Genomic DNA, 17,279 nt, shown 5'->3' with positions numbered 1-17,279 from the left:
AAATCATAACCACCCGTCCAACGGGTGGTTTGCTCTTGGGGTATAACCCCCTGTTGCCAAACTGCGCCTAAAGACGCTAGCCTGACAATAAAATTGTTCAGGCTCAGTGTTTTTGTCACTTTCACTTACCAGTTAAACTGGTTTACTTCTTCTTGTTACTGTTTCTGCTGAATGGATCCTCATACTCTTTCACACTCAGTTTATCCATTGCTTGGTCATGTGCTTCTTGCTCACGTATATATTTAGCGACAGTGGCCTCATTCAAGCCTACTGTGCTGACGTAGTATCCCTCTGCCCAAAATTTCCGGTTTCCATATTTATACTTCAAGCTGGCATGCTTCTCAAATATCATCAGCGAGCTTTTTCCCTTCAGATATCCCATAAATGAAGATACTGAGATTTTTGGGGGTATCGCTACTAACATATGTACATGATCTGGCATCATGTGGCCTTCTATTATTTCTACCCCCTTGTATTTACATAAACGTTTGAAAATTTCGATTAAGTCTTTCCTTACTTGATTATAGATCTCTTTCCGTCTATACTTCGGGGTGAACACAATGTGGTATTTGCACATCCACTTCGTGTGAGCTAGACTATAGCTCTTGTTTGCCATTTAAGACCATTCCTTTCATTGTTGAGCCTGAACATCTCAATTTTATCGGAATGGTCTTGGTGGTCAAACCTTCGATCCCTCCACCCGCATAGCGGGTGGTTTTTTGTTTCGCACGCTTCGCGAGCTCAACTGGCTAAAGCCGTAACAAAAAGAGCTGTCCGGCGGACAGCTCTTCATTATTTTATGGGAACTCGTTAATAATGGCGATACTCCTGAAGCGAGGCCCGATATGTTTTGCTTAGACGTTCAAAACCAAGGTAACGGCTGCCTTGAAACGTAAGCTTCCCCTCATCCCCTTCCGAGCATTGGCCATACTCTTGCCCGCTCACGCCAAATTCCATCCGGTCCCCGCTCTCGACTTCAAAGGTAATGTAATACTTGCTGTCCGAACGGTTTACGGAGAGATCCGTATCATGCCTGTGGGAGACCTCGGTCCGTTTACCGACGATGACAGACGAAACACTAAGCACCGGTTGCCGGTTATTGGACCAATGCCGTTTGATGCCGCCTGCCGCCGTTAAAGCAATGATTCCGAGAATGACGGCGACGAAAACCGGGAAAGCCGTATTCATCACCCCGAACATTTCCATCCAAGATTGCACGCTTCACCCCCTTATCAAGCATCGGTCTATTGCGATAGCCTGACTGCCTCCCCTTCTCTCCTATGTATATGCCGTCCAAATCAAAACTTGTTATTCCGGCCCCTGTGAAAATATGCCACCCTTGTCCCTTTATTTTGGACATTCCTCTATATGCATAAAAAAACAAATAACCTTCGGTTCCTGGGCAGAACCGAAGGTTATTTAGATGATGAGGAAGCTATTGTATCAGGCATAATAGAATTGAAGCAATTCGCGGGTTTCATGAACACCTTCTGTTTCCATCTCGTTAAGTCCTTGCTCCGCCCAGCAAGCTTGGCAAGCTTCCTCGGTCATGCACAGATGAGCGTCGTCGCAAGTGTAGCAAAGTTGGAGGAAATTGCGGGTTAAATTCTCAGCGTTCATAGTTTTCATTTTGGCTCACTCCTAATGGTTTGTTTTTGATTTGTTTGGCTTGAATGTGTTTCCTTCTTACAAGTTAAATATATCACAAAGTTTAATTAGTGCACGTGATAAATTTCACAATTTAATGAACATCATAATAATAGCTCTTTGTAGTCGGTCATCCAAATAAAAAAAAGCCCGTCAGCACGCCTCTTAAAGCACGTGCCAACTGGCTCCGCCGTCTTGGGTTTGCAAGAGCAGCGATCGTTTTTTGTCGCTTTTTTCTACGAGTAACCAGCCCACCTTAGAAGAGAAGAACTGAATCTTTACCACTTCGGGATAATCGGCTAGCACTTCCATCAATTTTACGTTCTCGGGAAACAATGTCCAGCTCTTCCCTTGATCCAGGGTATGATACAAGGTAGCGTTTTGAATCGCCCACCCTTCCATAGAATTGAGGAAAGTCATCGAAAGGTGAGCGTCGTTCCCGTCCCTCCAAGGCAAGCCAAATGGCGAAAGCAACCAGGTCTTACCAGAATCCGAGGAAAAGTAACCGTTATATTTGACCGCCTCTTCCCGTTCGCAACCAATGGAGATCCAACCGGCAGAGCCGCTTCCGTTAAAAAAACTCGGAGACCCTACGGAGAAACGACTGCAGGTATTAAATTTATCTTTTTCAAAAAAAACGTTATCTTTTGTCCACTGACTCCCGCCGTTTGTTGTTACATATAAAGCGGGCAGCCCGGCTTCGATCATCGTGATATATCCGTTAGTTTTACTTGTAAAAATCATTCCGACCGGATTCCCAAGCTTAGGCAGCGTATGATCGATGGATGACGTATCCGTCGGAAGAATTGGCGTGCTCATTATTTTGGTCCAAGTGGCCCCGCCGTTAGTGGTTGAATACAGCGCTTTGGCTTCACTACTGTCCGGACCGTTACCGACCGTCAGAATCCAGCCGCGGTCCTGATCCAGGAAGTAGATGGAAGCCACATCATCCGCTTCGGGCAGCGAGGCCATCTTCCAGGTTAAGCCGCCGTCACCTGTCCGCAGTATGATCGCTTCCCCGGAACCGAGCGAATCCCGGACGATCCATCCATGCTCCGCATCGACAAAAAACAAGTCAGTACCGTATTCCGGATTATTCGGAAACTGGACCGATGCGGACGGCGATATATTAGTCCATGTTTTGCCGCTATCCTGGGTTACATATAACCGCAGCTCGCTGCGGGTAGAACCCCAGGCCAGCCCTTTGGAGGCGCCGAGCAGCCGAAAATCGGTGAGCCGGGTTTGAATCTGATATTTCTTTCCTTCTTCAGCGGATGGAAGAGAAGCGGACGAGTTGTTCACCGATGACTCCGGATTGATAACGGTCAGAGTCTGTCCTTCTTCAGTCATCTCTTCCTCTTGCTGAGCAGGCTTATTGTTCACCGGCGGGTGCCCCGAAGAGCAAGCAGTCAGCAGCAAACCCGCCATGACGGCGCATCCTGCCGCTTTGTACCACCATCTCACCAAGGAACCACCTCTCTTTCAAGAATCTCGCAGATTATTTTAATTATACCATAGGGAGAATCGTAGATTACAAACGCTGGTCCTTAGCAAAGTTCACGGAGAAGTGCTGATCCGGCTTGTAGACCGCGAAGGAATACCCCTTTTTCTGCAAATAACTTATGATTTCTGGCAGAGCCTGTACCGTTTGCGATTTCTCATGCATCAGAATAACTTCGGTGTCCCGGTGAACCTGGCGCTTCACCTCTTTGATGATACGATCGGGCTTTCCTGTATAACTCCAGTCTTTGGAATCGATAGTCCAGTCCCACATTTTAAATTTGGCAGCCGCAATGTCGTCGCGGAATTTCTCTCCGATTTCCGGCATGCTTCCGTAAGGTGCCCGGATCAGCCATGGTGTGGTCCCGGTGATCTTTTTGACAAGAGCCTGCTCCTGCTTGAACTCTTTGATGAATTTCGCCGAGTTACCGCTTTGATATAACTTCTTCTTATCATGAGTCATACTGTGCAAGCCGACATAATTGCCATTTTCCGCCGCGTTTTTAACAGCTTTCTCATTCCCGTCCAGTTGTTTTCCGATCATAAAAAAGGTGCCATGGATTCCATTTTGATTCAATATATCAACGATTTGATTCGTATATTTGCTTGGTCCATCGTCAAAGGTGAGATAAATGACTTTTTGGGATTTAGCTTTATCCGTTTTTACTGCCGGATTGTCTGGTTTCTCTTCCCCTTTTGACTCGGTCGTTTTACTAGGGGGCAAGCCCTGGTCGTTCTTCTCTATAGTGGCAGGAGGTTCCTTATCGTTCGGAATAGAGTTTTCTGATGCTTCGGGAACGCTTGGGCTTTCCCCTTCAGAAGCTGGGTCTGGTACAATATCAACAGCATCGCCGCTTACTTGTCCCTCTTTAATAGTCGGACTCTCGGCAGAGCCTGCATATTTAGGCGTCACTACGGCCGCTGATCCATAGCCGGCACTTTTACCCTGAATAACTGTCGTCGCCGCAAAAGCCGATAAGACTAATGAGGCGGAGGACAGTACCAATGCAGCGATAACCATGGATTTCATCTTACGGGTTGACTTCTTCTCCTGGTTGCGTCTGGATTGCTGCAATTTTTGTTCCTCTTCAATTCGGCTTATGTAAGACATTAAATTTCACTTATCCTCTCTCTATTAATACTACTAGAATAATATAAAAGAGAGTCCGGCGTCCTTACAGAATGGTTACATCTGAGGTTACAAAGTACTCATAATCCACTTTAGTTTACATAATAAATATTATGAATCATATTTTCTTGATAGTCTCTCACAAGTTTTATGAAAAAAATGATTATTTCATGTTTTACTTTAAATTTTGAGTGTTTCATGTACAATGTAGGGAGTAATAAGTACATATCTGCTAACACTACTAGCGGAGCTTTGATCTTTATGCCTAGGGATCCCCAAAAATTGGTTATGGGATCTATACTATACATCGCTTAGGCAGGGAAAACTAACTTTTAAGGAGATGAACTAATGAAAACTCAATTGCGTTCCAGTAGAGTCGTTATTATCGGGACCGGGGCCGTAGGCGCAACAACTGCCTATACATTATTGCTTCGGGAACGCGTATCCGAGCTCGTATTGATTGACGCCAACAAAGACAAGGCGCTTGGTGAAGCCCTGGATATGAACCACGGCCTTCCTTTTACAGGCGGTGTGAAGCTCTGGGCGGGTGACTATAGCGATTGCGCCGACGCCGATGTGATCGTCATTGCTGCCGGTGCCTCCCAACGTCCGGGTGAAACCAGAATTGATCTGCTTAAAAGAAATGCAGGCATTTTCGAAACCATCATCCAGAACATCGTTAAATATAATGATCACGCCATCATTTTGGTAGCGACGAATCCGGTCGATATTTTATCTTATGTAACTTTGAAAAAGAGCGGCTTCCCTTCGAACCGAGTCATCGGCTCCGGCACACTGCTCGACAGCGCTCGTTTCCGGTATCTGATCGGGCAAAACAAAAAAATCAACCCGCGCAGTATCCATGCGCATATTATCGGCGAGCATGGCGACTCGGAACTTCCGCTTTGGAGTCTTGCGAATGTCGCTGGTATCGATCTTGAATTCTCCGATCAGGACCGTGAGAATATTTTCAACAGCACAAAAAATGCCGCTTACGAAATCATCAACGCCAAAGGAGCTACTTTCTATGCGATTGCTCTGGCGTTGGACCGGATTATCACATCCATCCTGCAGGATGAAGGATCGGTTCTTAACGTTTCCACCCTGCTGGAGAACTACAACGGCGTTTCCGATGTGTATCTCGGAGTACCAAGCATCGTTGACCGTAGCGGTGTTCGTGAAGTGCTTGATCTCAAACTTAGCGATCAGGAACTGGTCCAGTTCCAAAATTCGGCGAACAAGCTGAAATCGGAAATTGCCAAACTGGAGCTATAAGCAAATTGGAGACGCCCCTAATGCTAGGGGCGTCTTTTTTTAAAGTAACTAGCTTAGACAAACCACATGATTAATAGATTACGATATTCCCGTCTCTTTCGCGTTCTTGACGGCCTACCAAACGGTTAATTGCTTCAATGTAAGCTTTGGCGCTGGCCTCGATAATATCGGTGCTCACGCCTCTTCCCGATACCGTAACCTCACCCTGTCTCAGCACAACATGCACTTCTCCCTGGGCGTCTGTTCCCTGCGTAACGGAATGAATCGAGTATTCATCCAGTTCCGCCTGGATACCAATAACTTTGGATAACGCTTGGTACACTGCGTCAACCGATCCGTTGCCTACAGACGCTCCATCGGCAATAGTACCGTCCTGCCTAATGATGCGTACCGAAGCGGTAGGTATCGATCTGTTCCCGTAGGAAACCTGGATGCTGTCCAGGACAAAGAATTTCGGTCCCTCCGTCATATTATCATCCAGCAGTGCACGGATATCTTCGGAGAGAACGTTTTTCTTCCGGTCAGCCAGCTCTTTAAACTTGGCAAAAGCGATGTTAAGCTGCTCTTCATCCAACGAATAGCCGAGATCGATGAGCTTTTCCTTGAAGGCATGGCGGCCCGAATGCTTGCCCAGCACAAGCTTGCTGGAGCTGGCGCCAATCGTCTCCGGGGTAATGATCTCGTACGTACTGCGGTTCTTGAGCATTCCGTCCTGGTGAATTCCCGATTCATGCGCAAATGCGTTAGCGCCGACTATGGCCTTGTTCCCCGGCACGCTCATCCCGGTCATTTTGCTGACCATCCGGCTGGTTTGATAGATCTCTCCGAGATTTAAGGTCGTTTTCGCTCCGTAATAGTCGCTTCTTGTTTCTAGTGCCAGAGCCACCTCCTCGAGACAGGTATTACCTGCACGCTCACCTATGCCGTTGATCGTTCCCTCGAACTGGTCCACTCCATTCGCGATGGCTGCCAACGTATTAGCCGTAGCCATGCCGAGATCATCGTGACAGTGAGTGCTGAGCTGAATTTTCTCGATGCCCGGTACATTCGCTTTAATCGTTCTGAACATTTCCCCGAATTGCTCCGGTGTCGCAAATCCGACCGTATCCGGTAAATTTACTACCGTCGCCCCGGCTCGGATCGCCATCGCCGTCATTTCGCATAAAAAGTCGACTTCAGTCCGGCTTGCATCTTCTGCGGAAAATTCGACCTTGTCAAAGAATTTCCGGCCGTACCGGATTGCGGCTTCCGCAGTTTCCATCACTTTTGCTTTGTCCATGCGCAGCTTGTATTCTCGATGAATCGGCGAGGTTGCCAGCACCAGATGCAGGCAAGGATCTTGAGCATCCTTCAGCGCCTCGACCGCCGCATCGATATCTTTCGTATGGCAGCGGGCCAGGCTAAGCAAGGTTGCGTTCTTAACTTGCTTCGCCACCTCCCGGATGCTTTGCAAATCTCCGGGCGAAGTTGCGGCAAAGCCGGCTTCGATCCGGTCGACGCCAAGCCGCTCCAGTTGAAGGGCGATCGCCACCTTTTCCTCGATGGTCAAACTGACGCCTGGTGATTGTTCTCCATCCCGCAAAGTCGTGTCAAACACATAAATTTTCCGCATACTTAATCCCACCTTCTCTGAAATATTGAAAAAACCTCTTCCGCCCTGCTGCAGCCAATTCAACTGCAACAGGGGCGAAAGAGGTTACTTTCACGGTACCACCCTGATTTTACCGCCAACATATCGGCGGCCTTAACGAAAATCGCGCGAAAAAAGCACGGTTTCCAGTATGATAACGGGTACGACCCGGCGTTCCTTAGTCATGCAACTGTAGCACGATTCGGGAATGCAGCTCCAAGGCGAGTCGGCAACGGGATTAAGACGGCGATTTCAGCTGGTACGCCGCTCTCTGGACATAAGGGCCCGTTTAGCCTGCTCCTTTTCATTGCCTGAAATATAAAAAATAAAACCTTAAGAAAACAAAAACCCCCTTTCATCCCGCACGCCAAATGGCGTACTTTAGGGACGAAAGGGGTTATCTTCCGTGGTACCACCCATGTTCACCATATCATTTGAATCTGAATATGGCCTCATTGTCAAAAGGACTTGGTCCATTTGACGCGCACGATAACGGATGCGATTCCGGCGGTCCTTATTCCTACGTTCAGAAATCGGGACAACGGCTCCAAGGCGAGTCGGCACTCGGGATTAAGACGGCGATTTCAGCTGATACGCCGCTCTCTGGACATAAGGGCCCGTTTAGCCTGCTCCTTTTCATTGCCTGTAAAATTAATAAAAACTTGGAGTTATTATATGCCGGTTTCTTAACAATAGTCAACACCGGGTAGAAAAATGCTTAAAATTCAGATAAAAACCGAGATAGGAGGTCGTTTTATAATTCATGTGATTAATAAAAAGTTATTAATGTTATTAATTAACGAAGATTAATATGATTAATTATATTCAGATTCGGTAATCCCTCTTATCCCTTTTCTTCTTCTGGCGAGCGTAGCCCGGGTGTTACAAAGGAGCTTACTGCTTTTATTGAACGCATCTCCACTACTACGATTAGTCCTCAACACATTTACGAGTGCAACATAAGAATCACAAGCAGCTTTCAGCTAATAGCAAGCTCCCCTTAAATACTCCGCACTGTTCCCTGCTATTATTGAACGCTATCCAAGGTGTAACAATAAGCGCCTACTTCTATCGCGCCTTCTCCAGATGTTAAGAGTCGGTTCCTGCTTATAGTGAGCGCATCAAAAGTTTAACGACGAGTATCTCTGCATCTAAGGAGTTATAACGAGCTTTTTGGTGAACAAACGAGCAACCCTTCATGCGCTAACGGACATAGCGGTCCTTATTCGACCAATTTTTCGCTACTCTTAAATCTAACGGACACCACAGACCTTAATCTGCAGATTTACAGGGTGATTGGCCTGTTTTCGAAGAAATAACGGCCTGTATGTCCGTTAGATTGTTAAATATGCTGTTTTGATCCCAATAACGGCTGTAGTGTCCGTTAGAATTCTCGAACCACTCTCGACCCTCACACTACATGCTTCACGTTACCTTATTCCATCACACTATTTAGCAAAAGTTCGAGACGAGCTCCCTCCCAGGTTCTAACGGACATAGCGGTCCTTATTCGACCATTTTTTCGCTACTTTTAATTCTAACGGACACCAAGGACCTTAATTGGCGATTTTACCGAGTAATAGGACTGTTTTTGGAGAATTAACGGCCTGTATGTCCGTTAGATTGTTTCCAAGGCTGTTTTACTCCAAATAACGGCTGTAGTGTCCGTTAAAACACTCGCCCAACACACTAAACTCTACACACTACGCGTTATTCTCTCCCATAACACCATTAGCCGCCACCTAGCCTGCCACCAGATAAGTTTCGCATGGATTACCATATAACATGTCGGTCACCTAAGCGCCTTAACTCTATTGCCGTTCAACTCTGCTTGCTGAGAACTATGCAAAGTCACGCACCGTTTCCTTCAACTGTAAATTACGCTAACAAGGAAAAGAACCCAAAGCGCCGGCTGAGGGTTCTCTCGAGTTCTCCCTAATTAAGTTTACATAACATTTATTACGGTAAAGGACTATTATTATTTCCTTCTACCTTACTTCTATCTTAATGCCCACTCCCTGCATGATCGACATGCTTCACATGATGCTGGTTGGCCATAATGAGGACCACGGACAACAGTACAAAACCCGCGCCGACTACAAAAGGAATATGCGGATTAAACCATTCCGCCAGCTTCCCTGCCAGAAAAGGAGCGATCGCACCGCCAAGGAAACGCAAGAAACTATAAGCAGCTGAAGCCGTGGAGCGTTCTACAGGTGAAGCGTTCATTACCGCCGCGGTGATCAGGGTATTGTTATTTCCAAGCAACGCGCCGGCAAATACTACCGCTGCAATGACAACCCATTGTTCATTTGTCCAAATGCCCATAACCAACAGCGTCAACGCAAACAGAAAGAGCATTACGCTCATAGACTTAACGGTTCCGAAACGCTGCTGAAGTCTTGGAGCCATAAACACGGAGGTAAACGCCAGCAGGACGCCCCAACCCAGGAATACAAAGCCAAGACCGTGTTCATCTAGTCCCATAACGAAAGGTGCGTAAGCCATTAGAGTAAAAAATCCAAAGTTATAGAGGCAGGCAGTCAAGCCGAAGATAACGAGCGAACGGTGTTTAAGAGCACGGAACGGATCCAGTACGGAGGTTTTCGGCCGGTCTTTACGAGATAAGTTAGACTTAGGCATCAAGGTAATCAGCCCGATAAAGGCAATGACCATGAGTGAAGCCACTCCGAGGAACGGCCCTCTCCAAGTGATCGCCCCCAGCCATCCGCCGAGCAGCGGACCGACAGAAATACCAAGGCCAACCGCAGCTTCATACAAAATTACGGCTTGTGTGGTACCGCTATTGGACAAGGACACGATGGCAGACAATGCAGTGGCTACGAATAAAGCATTCCCGAATCCCCAGCCGCCTCGTAGTCCGATGATCGTCCAAATATTATCCGATAACCCGCCTAGCGCCGAGAAAATTGCGATAACGATAATGCCGAGCAACAGCGTCCATTTCATCCCTAATCTTGATGATATAGTGCCGGTAACCAACATGGCTACAGCCATAACTGCATTGTAGCTGGTAAACAATAAAGAGACTTGGCTCTGGGTTGCATTCAGGTTTTCAGCGATGGCCGGCAAAATCGGATCCACAAGTCCGAGCCCCATGAATGCGATAATTCCGGCAAAAAAAACGGCCCAAACGGCCCGTGGCTGCTTAAAAAAGCCGCCTTCCTCCAGTTTGGCCGATCCATCGGTTAAATCGGTGTTTACGACATGATTAGACATTCATGATCTCTCCCCTTAATCTGTATATAGAATAACGATTCACATTTACTTTCAATATAACTAGTTGTATGATGAAAGTACATTATTGTATTATACAACTATAAGTAAATATGTCAACATACTATCCATTTAAATAAAGTGAGGTTAAAAACCATGGACGAACAAGCCTTGGATGTTATTGAAGTTGAATTGGCGATCCTTTATCGCCGTATTTCAAACCGGAAACACGGTAATTTGGACCGCTCAGCCTATTTGCTGCTTCATCAGATAAGTGTTTATGGTGCCGCCGGGGTGAAGGCTTTAGCGGATGAATTCCATCTGGACGTCTCCACGGTCAGCCGTCAGGCCGCCGCTTTGGAGCAAAAAGGTTATGTCTTCCGCACTCCCGATCCAACTGACCGGAGAGCTTATTCTTTGCAAATTACGGAGCTTGGAAAACGGGAATTAATCGAATCTAAAAAGGCTCGTACCGAAAGAATCGGCCGCCTGATCCGCGATTGGACGGAAGAAGAGCAGCAAATCTTCGGGGAATTGTTGACCCGATTAAACCGGACCTTTGACTAACCCTCTTTTTTCGAGATGGGATCGGTAATAGATATGTGAAAGGTAGAAAATTTGTTGAAAGTAACTAAGTATATTTTGGTATTTCTATTGTGAATTTTTCATATGTTGTTGTTTTCGAATAAAATAATCTCGATTTGACAACGTGGTTCCCGTCCTCTATTATTCGAGTTGCCGGGCATCAGAATTCGTCGAATTCATCCTATTTTCGCTGGAAACATAAGATTTAAATGCGGAATTGCCCGTCGTTTATTTTGCGGAGGTATGCAAATGAATATTCAAAAAACGATCGATCGGAAAAAGTTAGACGAGCGCGTCGTATTTATGCCCTGGTTCGTACAGCAATTCATCGATTACAAGCTGCCGGACCTTTCCCCCTCCACACTTTTGGAATATATCCGGGATTATGAGCAGTTCTTTAATTGGTTGCGTGCTGAAGGGCTTTCAGAAGCCGAGAGTAACTCGCAAATTACCCTTAAAGACCTGGAAGTACTACATATGGAGAGCATTGTCGGTTACCGTCTGCATTTAACGACCCGTACGGAGGGGACGAACGCCAGGATTACGGTTTCCCGAAAAATGTCCTCGCTTCGCTCTCTGTTTCATTATTTAAGCCAAATTGCCGAGGATGAGAATTTTTATCCGCTGCTTAAACGCAATATTATGGCCAAGGTAGAAATCAAGCGGGTTCATAAGCCGAAGGATACGGCAGCCAAGCTCAAAGGAAAGATATTAGAAGAGGATGAAATTCTGGAGTTTGTATCTTACATTGCCGAAGGCTACGGACAGGACATTCAAGATAATAAACAAGCGTTGTTTTCTTATGAACAGAATCGCGAACGGGACGCCTGCATTGCCAGCCTGATCCTCAATTCGGGTTTGCGGGTATCGGAAGTCGTCAATCTTAATGTGGATGACCTTGATCTGGCGAATAAGCTTCTTTATGTGTTCCGAAAAGGGAATAACGACGAAACTTTCAAGACTCCCGTTTATTTTCGGGAACAATCCAAGGATGATCTGAGTCATTATATGGCCTTGCGGCAAAGCCGCTACCGGACGCCCAAGCGGGAAAAGGGCTTATTCGTCACGATCCCCAACGGGCAAAAAGAAGGTAAACGAATGACGAAACGCGCGATTCAGGCGATGATTATCAAATACGCCAAACGATTCGGCAAGCCTTACCTGACAGTGCATAAACTGCGCCATTCATTTGCCACGGACTACTATTTGCAAAATGATATTTACAAAACGAAAGAGCAGCTCGGTCATGCTTCTACCGAGACGACCGAAGTCTATGCCCATCTGACCGACAAGACGATGTCCCAGGCGATTGAGCGGCGGAATGAAGCGGCGGACACCGGATCATGAACAAAGATCCATTATATTAACACAAAAAAAGTGGTTTAGCGGAGTCCGGCTCCGTCTAACCACCTTTTTACGTTTACTGCGCTTTGACATGTTTTAGGATGAAATCGGCAATTTGCTCCAGCTCATCGGCAGAGAAACTAGCTACCTCTACTCCCTCCGGCAATAGCGGATCCGATCCCAAGCTGGACTCGCTCTCTCTCAACGCCTCAATCCCTGCGTCCCGGCGGCAAATCAAGGCGACAATTCCGCTCAATTGTGTAATTAGTTCCACATCTTCCGGTTGATGAAGCATCACAAGCTTGGGATAGTCTGCTTGCTTGAAGCCTTCCACGAGGATCAAGTCATAGGAGTGAAACTGTTCGACCAGTTCCGCAAGCGGAGTCTCGCGCTCTTCTACGACAGCCGTTCTCCAGGGCGATGTGATGGCTGTCGCCGTCGCACCTGCTTTGCGGAGCTTATAGGTGTCTGTTGCCTCCACGTCGCCTTCAAAACCATGGACATCATGTTTGATGACAGCCGTTTGCAGACCCATTCCCTTGAAAATAGTCACTAATCCGGCAATCAGCGTCGTCTTCCCGCTGTTTTTGTAGCCGCAAATCTGAATTACTTGCTTCATCGCGACCCCGGAAGCTGCAACACGGACACCATTTCCCCGGCGGCAACCCCACGACTTGATGGTGGTATGACAATCAGGACATCGCTATCCTTGATCGTAATCATAACGCTGGACTCATCGAGAGCAGCCGGAAATGCCACAAACCGCCCCTCCTTCAGCTCCAGTCGTCCCCGGACGAAACGGGTGAAATTGTTGACTTTAACGTATTCCCGGCCCAATTCAACCTGAATCTCCTTCAGAAACGGATCACCTATTCCGAGCATGGTTCCGATCGCCGGCCGCACAAATAATTCAAATCCAACGAAGCAGGCACCCGGATTTCCGGAGAGCGCGAACAGCAGTTTGCCGTTCTTCACCGCAGCGGTCGTAACGCTGCCCGGTCTCATCGTGATCTTATTAAACAGCATCTCCACGTCGTCTCCTGCGACCAGATCCGCCATAATATCGAAATCGCCGACGGAAACGCCTCCGGTAGTCACCACTAAATCATAAAGCTCAAATGCATCCTGCACTTTTTGCCGGGCTGTCCCCAAATCATCCGCAATCGCTTCGAGAATGAACGGCTCTCCTCCTGCATCGCGGATTTGGCTGGCCAGCATGTACGTATTGCTGTTGCGGATTCGGCCGTCCTGGAGCGGCTCCTCCACACCAAGGAGCTCAGATCCGGTAGAGAAAATTGCGACGGATGGCCGCTTAACGACCGGAACGTTATAAATGCCGAACGTGGCAAGGACCGATATTTCCCCGGCGGAAAGGCGACGCCCCTTTTCCAAAATGAGCTCGCCTTCTTGAAGTTCCAAACCGACCGGCGTAACGTTGCTGCCCGGTTTAATCTCTCTTTTGAGCTGAATATACGCTCTGCCCTGGCTCTCGCTGGATTCCGTCATTTCGAACATGACTACCGCATCGGCTTCATCAGGCACCTTCGCGCCCGTCATAATCCGCGAGACCGTTCCCGGAACAAGAGCTACCGAAGGCAAGCTTCCGCAAGGAATCTCGTCCACGACTTCCAGAAAAACCGGCGTTTCTGCGGAGCAGCCGAGCGTATCGCTGCTGATTACGGCAAAACCGTCCATTCCGGACCGGCGAAAATGCGGATATGGATGCGGGGCCAGGACGTCCTCGGCAAGAATGCGCCCTTGCGCTTCAGGCAGGGGTACTCGCTCCGTCTCAGAGCGGCGTACATAAGATAAAATTCTCGTTTGCCCTTCCTTGACCGAGATCGCCTTTCTTTTGAATTTTTCTTCTTTTCCGTCCGAAAAGGATGTATTCACCTGGATTCCTCCGTTCTAGCTTGCTCTAACCATTGTTCCAAGAGAGCCTCCGTGATTTCCGAAATCCGGTTTATTTCCTCTCTGTTTAAATCGTCGTAATGAATGCCCATCACCACGGTAACCGTACGATCAAGCACCTTTGCAGCCCGTTTGGCCATACCCGCTGTCAAAACATGCTCCTTGTGACCCGGAACCGCGGTTGTCTGAACCTGGATTCCCTCGCCCTCTGCATAAGCGGTGGAAGCCGCGCCGATATGAGCTTCTCCCCCAGTTATCATCAATAATAAATCCCGCCCGGCGGGAATTGCCTGCAGGTTGATATCGTCAAAGCTGTGCATTACCGAGACCTCCTTAGCATTACCTTCTATCTATTCTAAAGGATGCCGCGAATTTCGTCCAAGCTGTTTACCTTTTGCTCCATCATAAATTGCTCAAGGCCTTCGATAAGCTCCTTGCCTGCTCTCAAATTTATAAAGTTAAACGTGCCCACTTGAATCACGGCGGCTCCGGCCATAATAAATTCAACGATATCTTCCGCACTCGATATTCCGCCCATGCCCATGACGGGAATGCTGACCGCGCGGCTGACTTGATGTACCATCCGGAGAGCGATCGGTTTGATGGCTGGGCCCGATAAACCTGCATACAGGTTGTCAAATACGCTTCGGCGGTTACGGATATCGATTTTCATGGCTGAGAACGTATTGACCAGCGATATACCATCCGCTCCCTCCGTTTCGCACATCACTGCCATTCCGACGATATCCTCGGCATTCGGGGAAAGTTTGACGACAAGCGGCAGCGAAGTAACCGCACGGATTTCCCGTACAACCTCCCTGGCCGTCTCTGTCTTGATTCCGTAAGCCATTCCTCCGGCCTTAACATTCGGACAGGAAATATTCAGTTCGATCATATCGATGGCCGAACGTCCTTCTCTTCGTCTTGCAGCTTCATCCTGCTCGATCATCAGTGCGCCATCAACATAATCCTGAAGTGTATTACCGCCCAAATTGACAATTCGCGCCGTATCCAAGCCTTCCCATCTTGGGCATTCCTCGCGCAAGAACATTGGAATTCCCGGATTTTCAAGTCCCACACTGTTCAGCAGCCCTGACGCAGTTTCATACACGCGTATTCCCGAGTTTCCTTCCTTCGGGTGAAGGGTCAACCCTTTTCCGGAAATGCCTCCTAAGAGGTTCAAATCGTAATAATTGCCGTACTCCTTACCGAATCCGAACGTTCCCGAGGCCATTACGACCGGGTTTTTGAAGTGAACTCCAGCAATATTGCAGGACATGTCCATCATGCAAACACCACCTCTTCCGCACGAAACACAGGTCCGTCCGCGCAGGCCTTTTTTCGTCCATCTCGGCACTGGACACTGCATACGAGACAGGCCCCGATCCCGCACGCCATCCGATTCTCAAGCGACACATAAACCTCCGCCTTTGTGCCGGAATCAGCCTGCTTCCGTTGCACGGCTTCCAGCATCTTGTGTGGACCGCAGGCAATGATCGTGTCATAAGCATTAAAATCTACCTCATCCAAAATAATTCCGCCCACGTTCACTACCACTTGTCCCGTGGTTCCGGCCCGGAACTCATCCACCATGTAAGCCTCTCTGCTGAAGCCCAAATATACGTCTGCATCAGGAATTTGCCCTAAGGCATAATAAAACGGAGCAATACCGATACCTCCACCAACAAACGCCGTCTTCCCTGAAGGTCTCGAAAAACCGTTGCCCAGCGGGCCCTCCAACGAGATAGAATCCCCTTTTCTCAACTTAGAGAACATTTCCGTTCCTTCTCCGGCCACTAAATATAGAAATTCCACGTATTCCGCGGTTACGTTAAAAATGCTTAGCGGTCTGGAAAGCAGAGGATAGCGATCCCATGCCCGCAGCATGTAAAATTGACCCATTGTTCCGGCGAATTGTCCCGCCACGGCGAGTCGATAAACGCCTTCTGCTACCTGCTCATTAGCCAATACTTCCGACAAAATTCTCTCTCCTTCCCGAATAACGCCACTTTGTTTGCTGCTCCTTGCTTCATATTAAGATGCAATTTTTCAGCTATCCGAGTCTGTGATAAACCTCACATTTACACAATACACATAATTAGCCAATTTCCTGGGCATACCAATTTATAATACGGTTTCCGGGTAAAAGGAGAGGAATTGCTATGTCTAGATCGACTAAACGGCGGATGATCGCCGCTCTAACCTGCGCCTTCATGACGGCTTTGTTTTGTTGTATCCTCTGCTTATTCCCCGATACCTCCAAGGCGTTTCATACGAAAGGTCCCTTAACAGAGGATACTGATTCATTGGATACCACACCTGCTTCTGCAAAGCCCTTAAATCTGGGAGAGCTTCGGCGGAAATATTCCGAAACTTTTAAATTCCGCGGTCCCGAAGTGAAACAGATCGCCCTGACCTTTGACGATGTGCCCGATCCACGGTTTACGCCCCAGGTACTGGCTGCACTTCGCAAGGAAGGAGTCAAAGCGACTTTTTTCGTCGTTGGGCATCGGGCGAAGAAGCATCCGGAGCTGCTGAGGGCCATTCACCGGGACGGCCACATCATCGGCAACCATTCCTTTAGCCATGCTTTGTTCAAAAACCGCTCGCGAAGTCAGTTTCAAAACGAAATTTTGCGAACCGAGAATATTATAGCTAATCTCGTTGGTTATCGGCCCAAGTTGATACGCCCGCCATATGGTGAAATTAACGAGGAACAGGTTAAGTGGGCCAAGAAAAGCGGTTATATTATCGTGAACTGGAATGTCGACTCGCTAGATTGGAAAGGGCTTGATTCAGAAAAGGTGAAACAGAACGTACTCAAGGCCGCTGGCCCGGGTTCTATTGTATTGCAGCATGCCGGAGGGGGAACGGGGTCGGATTTATCCGGAACGATTCAGGCGCTGCCTGAGATCATTCAGACGTTGAAAGCAAAAGGTTATCACTTTGTGACTCTTCCCGAGCTTCTCCAAACGAAGAAGTACAAATAACGGAGAGTAGGAATTAAAAAAGCAGCTCCCT

General features: G+C 47.8%; 16 protein-coding genes. 4 read left to right on the top strand and 12 right to left on the bottom strand.

Going from position 1 to position 17,279, the window contains the following annotated elements; all coding sequences use genetic code 11:
* Nucleotides 1-142 precede the first annotated feature (142 nt).
* From tnpA to KJS57_RS25040, 5 genes are all read right to left on the bottom strand, one after another.
* On the bottom strand, nucleotides 143-616 hold the full coding sequence (tnpA, locus tag KJS57_RS25060; RefSeq protein WP_213656720.1) for an IS200/IS605 family transposase: 474 nt from the start codon (nucleotides 614-616) through the stop codon (nucleotides 143-145).
* Nucleotides 617-810: 194 nt separating this feature from the next.
* Entirely contained in the window at nucleotides 811-1,218 is a 408-nt protein-coding gene (locus tag KJS57_RS25055) for a DUF2500 domain-containing protein (RefSeq protein ID WP_373316862.1), read from the bottom strand.
* A gap of 225 nt (nucleotides 1,219-1,443) precedes the next feature.
* Nucleotides 1,444-1,629 (bottom strand): hypothetical protein, encoded by a 186-nt coding sequence (locus KJS57_RS25050; protein ID WP_211020578.1) that lies wholly within the window; start codon nucleotides 1,627-1,629, stop codon nucleotides 1,444-1,446.
* A 183-nt stretch (nucleotides 1,630-1,812) separates the two neighbouring features.
* Nucleotides 1,813-3,111, bottom strand: coding sequence for a WD40/YVTN/BNR-like repeat-containing protein (locus KJS57_RS25045; RefSeq protein WP_244861706.1), 1,299 nt, complete (start codon nucleotides 3,109-3,111; stop codon nucleotides 1,813-1,815).
* A 67-nt stretch (nucleotides 3,112-3,178) separates the two neighbouring features.
* A complete protein-coding gene (locus tag KJS57_RS25040) occupies nucleotides 3,179-4,222 on the bottom strand; it encodes a polysaccharide deacetylase family protein (protein ID WP_244861705.1) in 1,044 nt (347 codons plus the stop codon).
* Between the two features lie 402 nt (nucleotides 4,223-4,624).
* Here KJS57_RS25040 and KJS57_RS25035 point away from each other — a divergent pair, with 402 nt between their 5' ends.
* Entirely contained in the window at nucleotides 4,625-5,551 is a 927-nt protein-coding gene (locus tag KJS57_RS25035) for an L-lactate dehydrogenase (RefSeq protein ID WP_211020580.1), read from the top strand.
* A 70-nt stretch (nucleotides 5,552-5,621) separates the two neighbouring features.
* Here the strand turns inward: KJS57_RS25035 and KJS57_RS25030 are convergent, their stop codons facing one another.
* Both KJS57_RS25030 and KJS57_RS25025 read right to left on the bottom strand, forming a co-directional pair.
* Entirely contained in the window at nucleotides 5,622-7,163 is a 1,542-nt protein-coding gene (locus KJS57_RS25030) for a 2-isopropylmalate synthase (RefSeq protein WP_213656742.1), read from the bottom strand.
* A 2,022-nt stretch (nucleotides 7,164-9,185) separates the two neighbouring features.
* Nucleotides 9,186-10,421: an MFS transporter gene (locus tag KJS57_RS25025; protein WP_213656741.1), complete on the bottom strand. Its 1,236-nt coding sequence runs from the start codon at nucleotides 10,419-10,421 to the stop codon at nucleotides 9,186-9,188.
* 153 nt (nucleotides 10,422-10,574) lie between these two features.
* On the opposite strand from KJS57_RS25025, the gene KJS57_RS25020 reads away from it, so the two are divergent.
* Both KJS57_RS25020 and xerS read left to right on the top strand, forming a co-directional pair.
* Nucleotides 10,575-10,985: a MarR family winged helix-turn-helix transcriptional regulator gene (locus KJS57_RS25020; protein ID WP_211020583.1), complete on the top strand. Its 411-nt coding sequence runs from the start codon at nucleotides 10,575-10,577 to the stop codon at nucleotides 10,983-10,985.
* Between the two features lie 267 nt (nucleotides 10,986-11,252).
* The gene (xerS, locus tag KJS57_RS25015; RefSeq protein WP_213656740.1) at nucleotides 11,253-12,350 is read left to right on the top strand and encodes a tyrosine recombinase XerS; all 1,098 of its coding nucleotides are present in this window, start codon (nucleotides 11,253-11,255) and stop codon (nucleotides 12,348-12,350) included.
* 73 nt (nucleotides 12,351-12,423) lie between these two features.
* On the opposite strand, the gene mobB is transcribed toward xerS, so the two are convergent.
* The 5 genes from mobB to KJS57_RS24990 are packed head-to-tail and all read right to left on the bottom strand — an operon-like array spanning nucleotide 12,424 to nucleotide 16,238.
* On the bottom strand, nucleotides 12,424-12,966 hold the full coding sequence (gene mobB / locus KJS57_RS25010; protein WP_213656739.1) for a molybdopterin-guanine dinucleotide biosynthesis protein B: 543 nt from the start codon (nucleotides 12,964-12,966) through the stop codon (nucleotides 12,424-12,426).
* Nucleotides 12,963-14,240 carry a molybdopterin molybdotransferase MoeA gene (locus KJS57_RS25005; RefSeq protein ID WP_213656738.1) on the bottom strand — a complete coding sequence of 426 codons (1,278 nt, stop codon included), beginning with the start codon at nucleotides 14,238-14,240 and terminating at the stop codon, nucleotides 12,963-12,965. Before KJS57_RS25005 ends, mobB begins: the two co-directional genes overlap by 4 nt.
* Nucleotides 14,237-14,578: a prenylated flavin chaperone LpdD gene (lpdD, locus tag KJS57_RS25000; protein WP_213656737.1), complete on the bottom strand. Its 342-nt coding sequence runs from the start codon at nucleotides 14,576-14,578 to the stop codon at nucleotides 14,237-14,239. Before lpdD ends, KJS57_RS25005 begins: the two co-directional genes overlap by 4 nt.
* A gap of 35 nt (nucleotides 14,579-14,613) precedes the next feature.
* Nucleotides 14,614-15,546 carry a dihydroorotate dehydrogenase gene (locus tag KJS57_RS24995; RefSeq protein ID WP_213656736.1) on the bottom strand — a complete coding sequence of 311 codons (933 nt, stop codon included), beginning with the start codon at nucleotides 15,544-15,546 and terminating at the stop codon, nucleotides 14,614-14,616.
* Nucleotides 15,543-16,238 carry a dihydroorotate dehydrogenase electron transfer subunit gene (locus tag KJS57_RS24990; RefSeq protein ID WP_213656735.1) on the bottom strand — a complete coding sequence of 232 codons (696 nt, stop codon included), beginning with the start codon at nucleotides 16,236-16,238 and terminating at the stop codon, nucleotides 15,543-15,545. Before KJS57_RS24990 ends, KJS57_RS24995 begins: the two co-directional genes overlap by 4 nt.
* Before the next feature lie 182 nt (nucleotides 16,239-16,420).
* Here KJS57_RS24990 and KJS57_RS24985 point away from each other — a divergent pair, with 182 nt between their 5' ends.
* Nucleotides 16,421-17,248, top strand: a complete 828-nt coding sequence (locus KJS57_RS24985) for a polysaccharide deacetylase family protein (protein WP_244861704.1) — start codon at nucleotides 16,421-16,423, stop codon at nucleotides 17,246-17,248.
* The last annotated feature ends 31 nt before the right edge of the window (nucleotides 17,249-17,279 follow it).

Source organism: Paenibacillus vini, assembly GCF_018403325.1.
Lineage (GTDB): Bacteria > Bacillota > Bacilli > Paenibacillales > Paenibacillaceae > Fontibacillus > Fontibacillus vini.
The sequence above is the reverse complement of the archived record's forward strand: the minus strand, read 5'-3'. Positions and strand labels throughout refer to the sequence as shown.